The sequence below is a fragment of the Auritidibacter ignavus genome, from assembly GCF_029853775.1.
Taxonomy (GTDB): domain Bacteria; phylum Actinomycetota; class Actinomycetes; order Actinomycetales; family Micrococcaceae; genus Auritidibacter; species Auritidibacter ignavus.
Genome location: NZ_CP122564.1, coordinates 1,714,329 through 1,729,764 on the forward strand (window position 1 = coordinate 1,714,329; position 15,436 = coordinate 1,729,764).

Here is a 15,436-nt window from a genome sequence, read left to right on the forward strand (position 1 = left end):
ATGCAATTCGAAGACCTTGAAACTTACGTCTCTGCGCTACGAGAGATTCAAACAAAACAACGACCAGATGGGTTGCCACATGAGGTAACGTACCCGGCAGGTGAAATTACTATACCGGCTCATATCAGTCACTGGGCGGTAGAACGACCAGAGGAGATCGCGATCGCGTTCGAAGGTCGAAACTACACCTACGCGGAGTTGGACTCGTTGCACCGCAGATTCGCCGGATGGTTATCTAACCAAGGGGTATCCCGTGGGGATCGAGTAGCTGTATTTCTCGGTAATTGTCCGGAATTCGTTATTGCCTTTCTTGCTGTCCTCCGGCTAGGAGCTGTGCATGTACCGGTGAACCCCATGTTCGCTCCTGCTGAACTCACTCACGAACTACGAGACAGCGAGCCAAAAATCGTACTCACCCAGGAATCCCTGGCTCATTCTGTAGATCAGGTACAGCCCCAACTTGACAATCCGATATCGGTACTCGCCGACACGCTGGACTGGGAAAAAGCACTGGCACATGAACCTTATACAGCCGATGACGGAGACCTTGACAGTCTTGCAGCGCTGAACTACACAGGCGGCACGACGGGTTTACCTAAAGGATGCCAACATTCTCAACGTCATATGCTCTACACCGCTGTTAGTGGTGCCGCAGCCTCGGGATTGGACTCTTCCCCCGGCTTCACTAGTTTGTGTTATCTGCCCATCTTTTGGATCGCCGGCGAAGACCTTGGAATTCTTATCCCCTTTGTCCTTGGTGGCACCAGTGTACTCCTTAGAAGATGGGATCCAGACGCCGTGCTTGATGCGATTGAGACTTATCGTGTCCAGATCATGGTCGGAACTGTGGAAAACTACCTCGAACTCATGGAAAGGCCTGACATTAACGATCGAGACCTTTCTTCCCTCGTTGACCCACAGACAGTATCTTTTGTCAGGAAGTTAACTCCCGAGGTACGCGCGAACTGGTACTCAGCGGCACCGTCCAGTGGAACTTTGCGGGAAGCGTCATACGGCATGACTGAGACGCACACTCTCGACAGCGCGCCCTATGGGTTCGCCGCAGAAGACAAAGATCTGCGGGCTGAACCAATCTTCTGCGGTTTACCAGTGCCCGGTACGGACATCGCCGTTGTGGAATTCGGAACTCAAAGACCTCTCCCGTTGGGGGGAGTAGGAGAAATCATCGTTCGCAGTCCATCAATTACAGACGGCTACTGGCGCAATCCTGAGGCTACGCAAGAGCAACTTGTCGATGGCTGGGTTCACACCGGCGACAATGGACGTATCGACGCAGAGGGGTTCCTCCATTACTTGGGTCGTCGTAAGGAAATGATCAAAGTAAAAGGTATGAGCGTCTTCCCTGCTGAGGTCGAAATGCTTCTTACGCAACACCCAGAAGTAGAGTCGGTAGCAGTAGTTCCTGCTGAAGATCCGGAGACTGGGCAGAGACCGGTGGCTTTTGTACAGCTTCGTAAGCCGGGCACAGTATCTACCACCGATCTTGAAGAATGGGCGAAAGAAAATATGGCTACTTATAAGGTGCCACTTGTGCGCATTGAGGGTGAGTTACCAATGACTGCAACCGGCAAAATCAGGAAAGGAGAGCTCCTCAAGATGGTTAATGAATAGGCATTTATGCCTCTAACCAGCGATGCATTCCCACTGAATTGTTGCTTCTAGTTGATTGGAGGCTCATATCGTGGTCATAGCGCTCCGGTAATTAAAGGGCCTGTTACTTATTATCACTTGGTTCTAGCTAGTAGCGCTGTCCATTCGTTGGTTTGGCTGTTGCGATCTCTCGCCATCCCGGCCGCCCTGAGGGTGTCAGATTGTTTGTGTACAGAGTCATCGATGAGAGGACATGATGATGACCATGACAGATGATCGTGTTGATCAGCCTGGTGGGGCTGATGTTGTTGCGCAGTTGAAGGCCAGTGGCGCCTTGGACGAGCTTTTCGCTCGGATCGACGCCGGTGAGATCGAGCTGACCGGCAACGGTGGAGTGATTCCTGAACTGATCAAGGAAGCACTCGAACGGGGCCTGCAGGCTGAGATGACCTCGCATCTGGGTTACGGGCCTGGTGACCGGGAGGCTAAAGCCGTCACGGACCGGCCGGTCAATGCCCGTAATGGCTCGTATTCCAAGACGGTCGCCAGCGAGGTCGGCGATATCGAGCTGACGGTGCCTAGGGATCGTGACGGGTCGTTCACCCCGCGTCTGGTGCCTAAGGGCTCGCGCCGGCTGGGCGGGCTGGATGAGATGATCATCAGCTTGTATGCCGGTGGAATGACGATCCGCGATATCCAGCATCACCTGGCTGTCACGATCGGCACGGAGCTGTCTCACGAGACGATCGCCAATATCACCGACGCCGTGCTGGAAGCCGTTGTGGAATGGCAGAACCGGCCGTTAGAAGAGTTCTACCCCGTGATCTACCTCGATGCGATTCGGGTGAAGGTCCGCGATGGTGGGCATGTGCGGTCAAAAGCGGCACACATCGCTGTCGGCGTCGATATGGACGGCATCAAGCACGTCCTGGGCATCTGGGTCCAGGACACCGAAGGCGCCGCGTTTTGGGCCCATGTCTGTGCCGAGCTTGCCAACCGCGGGATCCGCGATGTGCTCATCGTCTGCTGTGACGGGCTGACCGGCTTGCCAGAGGCTATCGAAGCGACCTGGCCGGACTCGCTTGTCCAGACGTGCGTGGTGCACCTGATCCGGGCAGCGAACCGGTTCGTCACCTACGGCGATCGCAAGGCGGTTTCACAGGCTTTGAAGGCCATCTACACCGCAAGCAACGAGGATACTGCCAAGGCTGCCCTGGAGGATTTCGCAGCTTCTGAACTCGGTCAGAAATACCCGTCAGCGGTCGCGACCTGGACAAACGCCTGGGAGCGTTTCGTGCCGTTTTTGGCGTTCCCGCCAGCGCTGCGGCGGGTGATCTATACGACGAATGCGATCGAGTCATTGAACTATCAGCTGCGCAAAGTCACGAAGAACCGCACTCAGTTCCCCACCGACGACGCGGTGGTGAAACTCTTGTGGCTAGCGATCTGCACGATCGAGGACAAACACGCACGCCAACGAGCCAAGGAACGCGGCAAACCCGCCAGCCAGCGCAAAGCCGCCGGCAGACTCGTCGAAGGACAAGTCACCACGAACTGGAAACAGGCACTAGCCCAACTCGCGGCAGCCTACCCCGACCGAATGAACCCATACCTGTAAACCCAACCCCCGTACACAACAGAATTGACAACCTCGCACGCCCTATGTTTTTAACTAGGCCAAGGCGAGTGCATGATGTGTTTCATCATATATAGTGTTCCGTCGTGGGTTATGCAGTAGAGAGCTGAAAGTCGTTTCCGGGCAAAGGCGAGAAATGCTCGGTGGGGGCACAAAGACGACAGGACCGCTACACCAACAACTCAGAATCTCACTAAACGACAAAAACCAAGGTTCCTCAGAGAAAGTAGCAGGATAACCTGGCAATGCATGACGAACCACCGGGATTCCACTACCCGCCTGGCGTACCGTGGAGCGGTGAATCAGATTCTCCGAATAGTAAGACTAGCATCCGAGTGCCGACTGTAAATATTGAAATATCTAGGCCAAGACAATGGGTACAACCTCACGTCTTAGTCATGTCATCATAGCTCTACTGCTGATGCTATTGCGATGATCTCCACGCCCAAGGTACGTACTCTCCGGTTTACGCCCTATACCTCGATGATCAACGTCATGGGGCTGCCGGCCATCTCTATTCCGGTCACTGACCAGTGGTCTGTCCAGGCCATTGGTCGGCCCGGAACCGAAGCTCAGCTTTTGGCCCTGGCTGCCAGGATGGAGGTGCTCAACCCGAGCAACGCCACCAAGAATAAGCAACCCGACGAGGAACGTTGATCACCCCGGTGGGCTGCGGACCGATCTGCCTCCGTCTCCGTCTCCGAGCCCTGTGTCGGGGTATTGGCAATCACCGGATAATCCCCGGCCAGGGTTTCCTGCGGTGAACCATCACCCCACGGACCGGCCAGTGGTTGCTCCGCGTACGGGTTATCACCGAACGGGCTAGGTGTTTCCGCTATCTCGTCGTGAGCCTCATCCCACCTCGGCAGGCCCCGTTCGGCGGGCTGAGTAGGATCGTCGAGCCATTCGTTCGGCTCGGCGTCATGATCCTCCGGCTCTTCCGGCTGCTGGGAGGGGTACCACGACTTCGCCATGACTACAGCACCCGCTTGGTGAGCTGTTTCTTCGCCCACCCGTAAGGCGGGTAGACCGCCTTGAGGGTATCGAGCTGATCGGTCTTGGACACCTCGGCCCGAAAATGGGTGAAGGTATCGAAACCGTATTTGCCGTGATAATTACCGATCCCCGAAGGACCCACACCGCCAAAAGGCAACCCCGGCACCGAGATCTGCAACAACGGTGCATCAAAACCCATCGACCCAGCAACCACCCGCTCTTCAAATTCCCGACGCACCCGAGCCCGGTCGGTGAACAGATAGGCCGCCAACGGATGCGGACGCTCACCAATGAATGCCATAGCCTCATCGATATCCTTCACCGTCACAATGGGCAGAATCGGACCGAAGATCTCCTCGGCCATCACCGCGGTGTCCGGTGCAACGCGAGAGATCACCGTCGGCGCCAGATAACGCTCCTCGATCGCATATCCACCCCCGGTAATCAGTTCCGCTCCCGCATCGAGAGTCTGCTGTAACATCTCAACCAATCGCTGAGTGTGTTCTGCAGAGATCAGACGACCATAATCCAACGAACTTTCCGGGCTGGACTCATAAAACTCATCAATGACCTTGGGCAACTCTGCTTCGAGCTTGTCTCGCATCTGATCACCCACAGCCAGCACATAGTCCGGAGCCACACAGGTTTGGCCGGCATTGACGAACTTCCCCCAAGCCAGCCGTTTAGCAATGGTCGCCACCGGACCGTCGGAGACCACCGCCGGAGATTTACCACCCAGCTCCAGAGTCACCGGAGTTAGCTGTTGAGCGGCCGCCTCGTAGACGATCCGTCCCACGCGCTCACCACCGGTATAAAAAATATGATCCCATTTCTCTGCCAACAGTGCCTGCACCACCTCGGCGCCACCCTGCACAACCGCCACCGCGGAAGGATCCAAGTATTCGGGAATCAACCGGGCCAGCACGTCCGCGGTCGCCGGGGCCTTTTCGGAGGGCTTGAGCACCGCCGTGTTACCGGCCGAGACCGCGGCCACCAGGGGTGCCAACACGAGCTGGACGGGGTAGTTCCAGGGACCAATAATCAGCACCTGTCCCTTGGGCCGCGGTCGAATCGTGCCGGTGGCCGGTTGATACGCCAGCGGCATCCGCACCGATTCTGGCTCCATCCAGTCACTGACGTGCAGAATTGCGTGGTCGACCTCATTTTTGATCACCGAAATCTCGGTCACCGTGGATTCAAAGGGCGCTTTGCCCAGATCGTGATACAGGGCTTGTTGCAGCTCCTGAGTGTGGTCGCGCACCAACGCTTTGATGCCTTTGAGCTGATCCAACCGGAACCGTCGACTATAGGCACGGCGAGAAGCAGTCACCTCTCGCATCTGACCCACCAGGGCCTGAACTTCCGAAACCTTCATGGCGCCCATCCTATCCATTAACCCTGTGAGATGACCGGAATCGGTGGAGAAATCGTTGAGTCACAACCGGTCACGACACATCGTCATGATTGTGATTGACATCACAGAAGCGGTCTGGGTACGATCTTCTTTAACTTGACATCAAGTTCATGTTTATGACGTCATTCACGCCCGGCGTGACGGACGTCGGCCTCCATCCACTCTCACGAACAGGGTTATCAGCGATGTCACTCTTCACGAATTCACAAAAGCGTCTTTCTCCTCGTCGATTCAGCACCAAACTGAAATTCTTTGGTTTCACCGCGGCGACCGCAATTGCCTTGACCGCATGTGGCGGAGAAGGCGATGGCTCAGAGACCATCGTCATCGGTTACTCAGGCCCACTGTCCGGCGGTGCGGCGCTCTATGGTGAAAATGTTCAAGCCGGTCTTGAAATGGCTGTTGAGGAACTCAACGAACAAGGTGTCGAAATTGACGGCACCGAATACAGCGTTGAACTGCGCTCTCTGGACGATGAATACTCGCCGGCCACCGCAGCAACCAATGCCCAGCGCCTGGTGGAGCAAGACGGCGCGCCTGTCGTGGTCATTCCGCACGCTGGTGGTATTAACGCAGCCCAGGAAATCAACACCAGCCGGTCCGAGTTCTTGCTCGCTGCCTACAGCTCCGATCCACGGATCACTCAGCAGGACAACGAGCTCACCATGATGAGCACTATTCCGTTTACCGCCTACGCTCAGCCTTATACTCAACACTACCTTGATGACGGAGCCGAAACCCTTGGCCTGCTTGCTACCGCCAGTGAATATGGTCAGCAGTGGACCGACATGATCACCGAAACATGGGAAGAAAATGGCGGTGAGGTGCTCAGCAACAACAACTTTGACTACGGTTCGGTGACCGACTTCTCCACCAACGTGTCACAAGCCTTGGCGCAGGACCCGGACGTCCTGCTGGTCGGTGGACCGTCGCAGCCCACCGCGCTGGTGATTGAAGAAGCCCGCGAACAGGGTTATGAGGGCGGATTCATGGTCATGGACCAGGCGAAGTTTGAAGAAATGGAGATCTTCACCGATCCGGAAAACCTGCATAACTCAGTTGGTCTCAATCCAACCCGTGAATATGACGAGCCCGGAACGGATGCTCTCGTCGACAAGTTTGCCGAGAAGGTCAACGATGAGCGGCCCATCAATGCCGAAGTCGCCATGAACTACCAGGCCCTGGGCATCATCGTCACGGCTATGGAAGTCTCCGGTAGTACCGACGATCCGACCGCCGTTCGGGAAGCGATCCCCGAAGCCCTTGACCAGGTTGACGATGCGTTCCGCGTTCAGGAATTCCCGTCCGATGTCACCCCTGAAGGAATGTCGGTAGCAGGTCATGGCCACGGCATCTACATCAACGAGGACGGCGACTACGAAAACTTTGAACTGGATTGGTCGGTCTTCGAATCGGAATAAACCGGCGCCCAGACCATCCCATTGAGCAGGAGCTTATATGGAACTTCTCGTCCAACAATTATTCAACGGGCTCGCGACCGGTGGCGCCTATTGTTTGGCAGCAATCGGCCTCACGCTGGTCTTCGGCGTGTTGAAAATACCGAACCTGGCCCACGGGTCCCTCTACATGTTGGGGGCTTACCTGACCTTCTTCTTCATGACCTCGGTCGGAGTTCACTATGTGCTAGCCATTATTTGCGCAGCAATCGTGATGGGACTCGTCGGCGTGGTCCTGGAGCGCATTGTCTTCCACCCACTCAGAGACTCCCCACATACCCATCACATGATCGCTGCCGCCGGCGCGATGTTCTTCTTCACCGCGCTGGTTCAGCAGGTATGGGGCAACGATTTCCACCGGGTGGATTCCCCACTCACGGGACGCCTGACCATTCTCGAGGCTCAAGTGACCTGGCAACGCATCGTTGTCGTACTGGTCGCGGTGGTCGTGATGATTATTCTGACCTGGTTCATCAAGAAAACCGCCGCGGGCCAATCGATTGAAGCCATCGAGCAAGACCGTATCGGCGCCTCTCTGGTGGGGATCAACCCCAACAGAGTGTCGATGATGACCTTCGCACTGGCCGGTGTGCTGGTCGCCATCGCCGGTGGCCTCATGGCCCCGGTCAGCTCGATCTCTCCCTTCATGGGAGAAACCATCATGGTCAAGGTCTTCGCCATCATTATTCTCGGTGGCCTCGGATCCATCCCTGGCGCCATCATCGGAGGCTTCGGCCTCGGCGTGGCCGAAGCCTTATCCACCACCTACATCTCCGCAGCTGCCGGTGAAGTCATCGCCTTCGTGCTCCTGGTGGTTGTCCTGGCTGTGAAACCCACTGGTCTCTTCTCTCATAAGGGGGCACGATGAAACTGACACTACAAGGAATAGGCATGATCGCCGTGGCGGTCGCATTACTCTTCGCGCCCCTGGCACTCACCGAGAACCAATACCTTCTCCGCGTCCTTACTCAGGCGCTGTGTTATGCCACCGCCGTCTACGGTCTCAACATCATCTTGGGTTATACCGGACAGTTGTCCCTGGCCCAGGCAGGTTTCTTCGCGATCGGCGTGTACACGGTGGCTCTACTGACTGCCGAGCACGATTGGCCCTTCTGGGGAGCATTCTTTGTCGGAATCATCCTCACCACTATTGTTGGGTTTATCGCCGGGCTCGTCGCGTTGCGTACCCGTGAGGCGTATTTCGCGGTCTTTACGATGGCACTCGGGTTGATCATTTACATGGTCTTGTCTCGCTGGACCAGCGTCACCGGCGGCTACGACGGCGTCCGCGGGATCAAGTTCCCAGAGAATATTGGACCCATCGATTTCTCTGAACCGACCGTGTTCTACTTCTTAATGGTGCTCGTCGTGGCATTCTGCATTTACCTGACCTATACGCTGAAAACCTCGAATGTCGGCCGCACGCTCTTGGCTATCCGCACCTCTGAAGATCTGGCCAGCTCGATCGGTATTAACGTTGGGCTCAATAAGCAACTGGCATTCACCGCCTCAGCCGGCCTGGCCGGCACCGCGGGCGGTCTGTTCGCCAGTGCTCAGGGCTTTATCGAGCCCGAGGTAGCCCATATCGACCTAACCTTCGAACTCTTGATGTTCCTGCTCGTGGGTGGCATGGCCACCGTGATGGGGCCGTTGATCGGCACATTGCTCGTCATGGCGCTGTTCGAGCTCTTCCAGGACTTCCAGTCCTACCGTTTCCTCTTCCTCGGCCCGATCATCATCGCGCTGATCATCTTCATGCCGCAAGGACTCATCGGCAAGCTCAATGAACTCATCGCGCGTCGCCGACGGCGCAAGACCACCTCAGCGCCCCAACGATCACAGACGACAGAACATACGGAGAAGGAGAGTGTCTCCTCATGCTGATGGAAGTACGTGGCCTAACAAAAACCTTCGGAGGGATCCACGCTGTTGAGGGCGTCGATTTCGAAGTCCACGAGGGCGAGATCACCGCGATCATCGGACCGAACGGGGCCGGGAAGTCCACCGTCTTCAATCTGCTGTGTGGGTTTCACAAGCCCAGTGGTGGGCAGGTGATGTTCCGGGGAAACGATATTACCGGCAACAAGCCCCATGTGACCTCCAAGGCTGGCATCGCCCGCACATTCCAGACCACGAAACTCTTCGAGCAGAACACCATCGTTGAGAATGTTTTGGCGGGATGTGCTGCCCAAACCTCCTCCACATTATTGGGTGCCGTGCTGAGGACACCGCGATTTCGGCGTGAAGAGCGGGAAAGTATGGACAAAACTCTCGAGCTTCTCGACTTCGTGTCCATTTCCGATTACAAGGATGAGATCGCTGGGAATGCTCCGCAAGAAGTTCAAAAGCGAGCAGCCGTCGCGCTGGCTTTAGCGACAAATCCGTCGCTTCTGCTTCTTGACGAGCCTGCCGCCGGCATCACTGAAGAAGAAACCACACGATTCGGTCAGCTGATTCGCAAAATCTCCTCCAGTGGTATCACGGTGGCGCTTGTTGAGCACAAAATGTCGTTGATTATGAGTCTGGCCGACCGAATTCTCGTCTTAGAACGAGGTCGCAGAATTGCCTGGGGTACGCCCGATGACGTGCGCAATGACCCTCAAGTCATCGCAGCCTATCTCGGGACAGATTCGTCGGATATCTCAACCACCGTAGACACACCAAGCACCGAGGGCTAAAACATCATGCTAGAAATCAACAACATTCATGTCGCCTATGATTCGGTCGATGTCTTACACGATGTGAGCCTGAGAGCGGAGCAAGGGCAACTCACCCTGGTCCTAGGAGCGAACGGGTCGGGAAAATCCACCTTGTTCCGGACGATCTCGGGGCTAATCCGCCCCCACACCGGTAGCATCGAATTTCTTGGCGGTTCCATTGTCTCGCTGAGTTCGAATCGTATTGTGCGTACCGGGATCGCTCAATCGCCCGAGGGGCGGCATCTGTTCCCGATGCTGTCGGTAATGAAGAACCTTAGTCTGGGCAATTATGTGTTGCGCAGCAAGAAGGCCGAGTACGACGAGCTCCTCGACCGGGTATTCCAGCTCTTTCCCATCCTGAAGGAAAAGAGGAACCAAACGGCCGGTTCTCTCTCCGGTGGTCAGCAACAGATGGTCGCCATTGGCCGGGCTTTGATGTCCAACCCCAAGTTGCTCATTTTGGACGAGCCCTCCATTGGTTTGGCGCCACTGGTCACTGAGCAAGTCTTCGAGGCGGTGACGGAGATTAACAAGTCCGGGACAGGGGTGCTTCTGGCCGAGCAGAACGCCCGATTGGCCTTGAAGATTGCTACCTATGGGTATGTTCTTGCCGAAGGTCGCGTCGTACTGTCAGGTCCTGCCCACGATCTGCGCGACGACCCGGAGGTTCAGAAGGCGTACTTGGGCCTCTGAGCCACCCGTGCCCTCACTCACCGTGACCCCGGCACGGTATAAACTGATGAACTATGGCAAAACGATCAAAAGTAGTGGTCATGATCTTCGCGGTCGCACTATTTTTGGTTGGCATTTTCGTCGCCTACCAGTTCATCCGGGGACTCATTCAACCTTTAGATACCCTGCGTGACCCCTTCCCCGATCAACGCCCCAACCCGGCCCCGATCGAAGAAGGAACCCCAGGGCCGATCAATATTTTATTCGTTGCCTCAGCCTCCCGCGACGATACCTCCGAGGCTCTGGAGGAGAACTTGGAGGACCGGGCGCAATCGCTGTTCGTCGTCCACCTGACGAATTCTCGTCGTTATGCCCAAGCGGTGGCTTTCCCACCCCAGCTCAAGGTTCCCGACCAGCCCTTCACCCTTGGCGAAGCCCTAGGTGCCACCGGCGAAGTCTCAACGCTGGTGGCATCCATCGAAACCCTTGTGGACGTTCCGATGGACCACGTCGTGTTGCTCGACCTGAATGCCCTGGCACCTCTGGCCGAAATCACCGGCGGATTTCCCGACCCTGACAGCGAGGACGCCGTGCTTGAACCCGAACAGGTCGGCACTTTAGTAGACGACAGCATCACCGAGCACGGCATGTCCCCGACACAGACCGAAACGGTGATGACAGGAATGCTCCAGGCCCTGTCCGAATCAGAGGTGCGACGCAATCCCGGAGTCGCCAAAGACGTAGTAGAGCTTATGCAGGAGAACATGGTGGCCGATAACGGCCTGGACTCCTCCGAGCTGCGCACGCTGATGCGTTCCACCTCTGCCTTGGGAAACATCACCTGGTGCCCTTTGGCCACCGGCGATGGGGGTCGGCAGGCCAATGCGCAGAAACTGGTGGAATTACGCGAACGCTTCCGCAACGACACCCTGGCTGAGTGCTCTTAAAACCGCCTCGGAGGTTCCATACTCCGTCCCAGCCCATAGTTGAATCCGACCTCAAGTTCAGGCTAATCTGTGAGATGTAGACCACAACAGAACGGATTCTTAGCTATGTCGATCACCGCGACGTCAGTCTATTTAGCACAGCGCCCCGAGGGGTTGCCTGATGAGTCGACCTGGGAGATTCGCCAGCACGAACTCCCCACCGAGCTCAACGAGTCAGAAATTCTGGTCAAGGTCAATTATCTTTCCTTGGATCCAGCGATGCGTGGCTGGCTGAACGATGTGCGTTCCTATGTTCCCCCCGTACAGATCGGGGAGATCATGCGCGCGTTGGGCACCGGTGAAGTTCTTGAGTCCAATAACCCCAACTTCTCCCCCGGCGATCGTGTCCAGGGTCTGTTCGGCGTCACCGACTACGCTATCTCCGATGGCCGTGGCGTAACAGGCATTGACCTGGATGTGGCCGCTGAACCCACCTGGTTGGGTGCTCTCGGCATGCCGGGAATGACCGGGTACTTTGGTCTGCTCGATGTCGGAGAACTACAGGATGGCGACACCGTGCTGATCTCAGCAGCAGCCGGCGCCGTCGGCTCGGTGGCCGGCCAATTGGCCAAAGCGCGCGGGTGTCGGGTGATCGGTATTGCCGGTGGCGAAGAGAAATGTGCCTGGTTGACAGAAATCGGGTTCGATGAAGCCATCAACTACAAGAACGAAAAAGTTCTGTCCCGACTCAGGGAGGTCGCTCCCGATGGCATCAACGTGTTCTTCGATAATGTCGGCGGCACGATCCTGGATGCTGGTCTCGCCAATCTCGCCCGCGGTGCCCGCGTGGTGATCTGTGGTGCCATCTCCACGTATAACGACCCCACTCTCGCCCCGGGACCCAGCCGGTACATGTCGCTGCTGGTCTTCCGTGCACGTATGCAGGGCTTCGTGGTCTTTGACTACCGTGATCGCTACCCCGAGGCGGTCGAAGCGATTGCGGCCCACATCTCCAATGGTTCCCTGGTTGCCCGCGAAACCGTCGTCGGCGGTGGCGTACGGGGCTTCCCCGAAGCTTTGTTGGGCCTATTCCAGGGCGTCAACACCGGAAAACTCGTTCTCGAAATCTAATTCTGCGCAGAAAGGCAACACATCATGACAGAAGCGGTTATTGTTTCCACCGCCAGGACTCCTATTGGTCGAGCCTATAAGGGTGCATTCAACGACACCCAGGGCCAGGAACTTGCCGGCCACGCGATCGCGGAGGCGGTCAAGCGTGCCGGTATTTCACCCGAAGAGATTGACGATGTCGTCTTCGGTTGCGCGCTCCAGCAAGGCTCCACCGGCAACAACATCGCCCGCCAGGCTGCTCTGCGCGCCGGCCTGCCGAACACGGTAGCCGGCATGAGCGTGGACCGGCAGTGCGCCTCCGGCCTGATGGCCATTGCCACCGCAGCCAAGGAAATCATCGTCGATGGGTTCGACGTGGCCGTCGGTGGTGGCGTGGAGTCCATCTCATTGGTCCAGAACCAGCAGATGAATACCTACCGTGCCGAGGACCCGTGGCTGGTCGACAACGTGCCCGATACGTACATGCCCATGCTACACACTGCGGAGGTGGTGGCTGAACGCTACGGCGTAACCCGTGCCCAGCAGGATGAGTACGCACTGAGTTCCCAGGAGCGCACCGCCGCCGCCCAGGCGGCCGGTCGCCTCGATGACGAAATCGTGCCGCTACCCTCGACCAAATTGGTCCTCAATAAAGAGACCGGCGAAACCTCTACCGAAGAGGTTGAGCTTACCAAGGATGAGGGTAACCGTCCGTCCACCACCCTCGAGACCCTGCAGGGTCTGAATCCGGTGCTACCCGATGGCACTGTCACCCAGCACTCCACCATTACCGCCGGTAACGCCTCGCAACTGTCCGACGGCGCGTCCGCCTCGGTACTGGTCAGCGATAAGGTCGCTAAAGAACGTGGCCTGACTCCCTTGGGCACCTACCGTGGCATCGCCGTGGCCGGTTGCAAGCCTGATGAAATGGGTATTGGCCCGGTCTTCGCGATCCCGAAGTTGCTCAAACAGCACAACCTGGATCTCAACGACATTGGCCTGTGGGAACTGAACGAAGCCTTCGCTTCTCAGGCCGTGTACTGTCGGGACAAGCTGGGCATCGACCCCGAGAAATACAACGTCAACGGTGGCGGTATCTCTATTGGTCACCCCTACGGCATGACGGGGGCTCGTCTGGTCGGTCACGCTCTGTTGGAAGGTCGCCGTCGCGGTGTGCAGTACGTCGTGGTGACCATGTGTATCGGTGGTGGCATGGGTGCTGCTGGACTGTTCGAGGTGAACAACGCATGAGTCAAGAAGTACTGACCGACATTCGCGACGGAGTCGGCATCATCACCCTGAACCGACCGGAACGTCGCAACGCCCTGAACCACGCTATGCTCACGGGGCTGGCCGATGCCCTGGAGGCCTTCGCAACCGACGATAGCGTCGGCGCGGTGGTGCTGACGGGCGCCGGTGGTGCCTTCTGCTCCGGTGGCGATGTGCAAGGTTTCGCTGAGCAGGGTGGTGAAGGTGGTGGAGCCACCGAGATCGACGACGAGGCAGCTCAAGCCCAGTTGGAAGCCCAGCGCACCACCACCGGCCGGATCTACTCGTTCCCGAAACCGGTCGTGGCCAGCCTGCCCGGTGCCTTTGCCGGGGCCGGTGCTGGTCTCGCGTTGGCCGCCGATCTGCGAATCGGTAGCGAAAAGACGGTGTTTGCCACCGCGTTCGCCAACGTGGGACTCGGTGGCGACTTCGGTGTGGCGTGGTTGCTCAACCAGCTGGTGGGTCCAGCCAAGGCTCGCGAGTACCTTTTCCTGTCTCCGAAGTTGCGTGGTCAACAGTGCTATGAGGCAGGTCTGATCAACCAGATCGTAGCTCACGAGGTCATCGATGAGTCTGCGATCGCCATCGCCTCGCAACTGGCCTCCAGCTCATCGCCGGCACTGCATGCGATCAAGCAGAACCTGCTGGATGCTCCCACCGTGTCCTTGGATGAAGCCATGCAGGCTGAGGTCTACCGGCACAAAGCCACCGGCCTGACCGCAGAGCACCAACGCGCGGTAGAAGCTTTCGTCACTAAGCAAGCACCGGAATTCAGCACGGGCTGGGTGATGGACTAATGACCACCCCGTTCACCGATCAGGTGGCGATCGTCACCGGCGCGGGTGGCGGCATTGGAGCCGCCCTTGCTCAGGCGTTGTTGGAGGCCGGCGCCCGGGTGTTGCTCACCGATCTAGACCAAACCAAGCTCGATGCTCAAGCCGAGGCACTGGCAACTACCTACCACGACCGTTTTGTCACGGTCGCCGGCAACGCCGCCTCACTGGAGGACATTCGAGGCTTCCGTCGTACCGCACACGAAACCTTCGAGGTCGAAGCCATCGACCTTTATGTTGCCAACGCCGGCATCGCTGGCGCTGCTGGCCTGGAAGTCAGCGACGAGGACTGGAATAAGGCCATCGAGATCAATGTGATGGCCCACGTCCGGGCAGCGCAGGTCTTCGTCCCCGACTGGATCGAGCGTGGGAGCGGTCATTTCCTCTCCACTGCCTCGGCGGCCGGTCTGCTGACTCAGATCGGTTCGGCCGTGTATGCGGTCACCAAGCACGCAGCGGTGTCATTTGCGGAGTGGCTGTCGATCACCTACGGACATCAGGGGATCGACGTCTCCTGCCTCTGTCCGCTGGGGGTCAATACCGACCTGCTGATGGACTTGGCCTCCGCCGATGATGCCTCCCGGGCTGCTCACCAGTCGGTGACCGCCAGCGCCGAGGTGCTCAGCCCCGAGCAGGTTGCCGAGCATACCCTGGTTGCCCTCGAGCGGAAGGACTTCTTGATCCTGCCGCACGAACAGCTCAAGACCTATATCTCACGCAAAAACAGCGACTACCCACGCTGGATGGAAGGGATGCGCCGGTACCAGGACACCCTCCTTGCAGAAACCACATCAGACTCATAACACCCCACAA

At 57.6% G+C, this 15,436-nt stretch carries 14 protein-coding genes; 13 read left to right on the forward strand and 1 reads right to left on the reverse strand.

Going from position 1 to position 15,436, the window contains the following annotated elements; genetic code table 11:
• From QDX22_RS07830 to QDX22_RS07840, 3 genes are all read left to right on the forward strand, one after another.
• Complete coding sequence (locus QDX22_RS07830; RefSeq protein ID WP_279717725.1) at positions 1-1,632, forward strand: AMP-binding protein; 1,632 nt, start codon at positions 1-3, stop codon at positions 1,630-1,632.
• Positions 1,633-1,870: 238 nt separating this feature from the next.
• Complete coding sequence (locus tag QDX22_RS07835) at positions 1,871-3,229, forward strand: IS256 family transposase (protein ID WP_425248464.1); 1,359 nt, start codon at positions 1,871-1,873, stop codon at positions 3,227-3,229.
• A 450-nt stretch (positions 3,230-3,679) separates the two neighbouring features.
• Positions 3,680-3,904: a hypothetical protein gene (locus QDX22_RS07840; protein WP_279717726.1), complete on the forward strand. Its 225-nt coding sequence runs from the start codon at positions 3,680-3,682 to the stop codon at positions 3,902-3,904.
• Positions 3,905-4,223: 319 nt separating this feature from the next.
• On the opposite strand, the gene QDX22_RS07845 is transcribed toward QDX22_RS07840, so the two are convergent.
• Positions 4,224-5,618, reverse strand: a complete 1,395-nt coding sequence (locus QDX22_RS07845; RefSeq protein WP_279717727.1) for an aldehyde dehydrogenase family protein — start codon at positions 5,616-5,618, stop codon at positions 4,224-4,226.
• Positions 5,619-5,842: 224 nt separating this feature from the next.
• On the opposite strand from QDX22_RS07845, the gene QDX22_RS07850 reads away from it, so the two are divergent.
• The 10 genes from QDX22_RS07850 to QDX22_RS07895 all read left to right on the forward strand — a co-directional run bounded on the left by QDX22_RS07850 (position 5,843) and on the right by QDX22_RS07895 (position 15,426).
• On the forward strand, positions 5,843-7,078 hold the full coding sequence (locus tag QDX22_RS07850) for an ABC transporter substrate-binding protein (protein ID WP_166769938.1): 1,236 nt from the start codon (positions 5,843-5,845) through the stop codon (positions 7,076-7,078).
• A 37-nt stretch (positions 7,079-7,115) separates the two neighbouring features.
• Positions 7,116-7,982 carry a branched-chain amino acid ABC transporter permease gene (locus QDX22_RS07855; protein ID WP_279672639.1) on the forward strand — a complete coding sequence of 289 codons (867 nt, stop codon included), beginning with the start codon at positions 7,116-7,118 and terminating at the stop codon, positions 7,980-7,982.
• Entirely contained in the window at positions 7,979-8,998 is a 1,020-nt protein-coding gene (locus QDX22_RS07860; RefSeq protein ID WP_279717728.1) for a branched-chain amino acid ABC transporter permease, read from the forward strand. The genes QDX22_RS07855 and QDX22_RS07860 overlap by 4 nt, the downstream gene beginning before the upstream one ends.
• Positions 8,992-9,792 (forward strand): ABC transporter ATP-binding protein, encoded by an 801-nt coding sequence (locus tag QDX22_RS07865; RefSeq protein ID WP_279717729.1) that lies wholly within the window; start codon positions 8,992-8,994, stop codon positions 9,790-9,792. The genes QDX22_RS07860 and QDX22_RS07865 overlap by 7 nt, the downstream gene beginning before the upstream one ends.
• A gap of 6 nt (positions 9,793-9,798) precedes the next feature.
• On the forward strand, positions 9,799-10,506 hold the full coding sequence (locus QDX22_RS07870) for an ABC transporter ATP-binding protein (RefSeq protein ID WP_110101613.1): 708 nt from the start codon (positions 9,799-9,801) through the stop codon (positions 10,504-10,506).
• A 53-nt stretch (positions 10,507-10,559) separates the two neighbouring features.
• The gene (locus QDX22_RS07875) at positions 10,560-11,432 is read left to right on the forward strand and encodes an LCP family protein (RefSeq protein ID WP_279717730.1); all 873 of its coding nucleotides are present in this window, start codon (positions 10,560-10,562) and stop codon (positions 11,430-11,432) included.
• A 105-nt stretch (positions 11,433-11,537) separates the two neighbouring features.
• A complete protein-coding gene (locus tag QDX22_RS07880; protein ID WP_199223149.1) occupies positions 11,538-12,542 on the forward strand; it encodes an NADP-dependent oxidoreductase in 1,005 nt (334 codons plus the stop codon).
• Positions 12,543-12,566: 24 nt separating this feature from the next.
• Positions 12,567-13,772: an acetyl-CoA C-acyltransferase gene (locus QDX22_RS07885; RefSeq protein ID WP_110099246.1), complete on the forward strand. Its 1,206-nt coding sequence runs from the start codon at positions 12,567-12,569 to the stop codon at positions 13,770-13,772.
• A complete protein-coding gene (locus tag QDX22_RS07890) occupies positions 13,769-14,587 on the forward strand; it encodes an enoyl-CoA hydratase-related protein (RefSeq protein WP_110099245.1) in 819 nt (272 codons plus the stop codon). Before QDX22_RS07885 ends, QDX22_RS07890 begins: the two co-directional genes overlap by 4 nt.
• Positions 14,587-15,426 carry an SDR family oxidoreductase gene (locus tag QDX22_RS07895; RefSeq protein WP_110101615.1) on the forward strand — a complete coding sequence of 280 codons (840 nt, stop codon included), beginning with the start codon at positions 14,587-14,589 and terminating at the stop codon, positions 15,424-15,426. Before QDX22_RS07890 ends, QDX22_RS07895 begins: the two co-directional genes overlap by 1 nt.
• The last annotated feature ends 10 nt before the right edge of the window (positions 15,427-15,436 follow it).

What these genes read in the sequence shown, in the direction of transcription:
- QDX22_RS07830 (WP_279717725.1), top strand. Translation starts at nt 1, where the DNA reads ATGCAATTCGAAGACCTTGAAACTTACGTCTCTGCGCTACGAGAGATT.
- QDX22_RS07835 (WP_425248464.1), top strand. Translation starts at nt 1,871, where the DNA reads ATGACCATGACAGATGATCGTGTTGATCAGCCTGGTGGGGCTGATGTT.
- QDX22_RS07840 (WP_279717726.1), top strand. Translation starts at nt 3,680, where the DNA reads ATGATCTCCACGCCCAAGGTACGTACTCTCCGGTTTACGCCCTATACC.
- QDX22_RS07845 (WP_279717727.1), bottom strand. Translation starts at nt 5,618, where the DNA reads ATGAAGGTTTCGGAAGTTCAGGCCCTGGTGGGTCAGATGCGAGAGGTG.
- QDX22_RS07850 (WP_166769938.1), top strand. Translation starts at nt 5,843, where the DNA reads ATGTCACTCTTCACGAATTCACAAAAGCGTCTTTCTCCTCGTCGATTC.
- QDX22_RS07855 (WP_279672639.1), top strand. Translation starts at nt 7,116, where the DNA reads ATGGAACTTCTCGTCCAACAATTATTCAACGGGCTCGCGACCGGTGGC.
- QDX22_RS07860 (WP_279717728.1), top strand. Translation starts at nt 7,979, where the DNA reads ATGAAACTGACACTACAAGGAATAGGCATGATCGCCGTGGCGGTCGCA.
- QDX22_RS07865 (WP_279717729.1), top strand. Translation starts at nt 8,992, where the DNA reads ATGCTGATGGAAGTACGTGGCCTAACAAAAACCTTCGGAGGGATCCAC.
- QDX22_RS07870 (WP_110101613.1), top strand. Translation starts at nt 9,799, where the DNA reads ATGCTAGAAATCAACAACATTCATGTCGCCTATGATTCGGTCGATGTC.
- QDX22_RS07875 (WP_279717730.1), top strand. Translation starts at nt 10,560, where the DNA reads ATGGCAAAACGATCAAAAGTAGTGGTCATGATCTTCGCGGTCGCACTA.
- QDX22_RS07880 (WP_199223149.1), top strand. Translation starts at nt 11,538, where the DNA reads ATGTCGATCACCGCGACGTCAGTCTATTTAGCACAGCGCCCCGAGGGG.
- QDX22_RS07885 (WP_110099246.1), top strand. Translation starts at nt 12,567, where the DNA reads ATGACAGAAGCGGTTATTGTTTCCACCGCCAGGACTCCTATTGGTCGA.
- QDX22_RS07890 (WP_110099245.1), top strand. Translation starts at nt 13,769, where the DNA reads ATGAGTCAAGAAGTACTGACCGACATTCGCGACGGAGTCGGCATCATC.
- QDX22_RS07895 (WP_110101615.1), top strand. Translation starts at nt 14,587, where the DNA reads ATGACCACCCCGTTCACCGATCAGGTGGCGATCGTCACCGGCGCGGGT.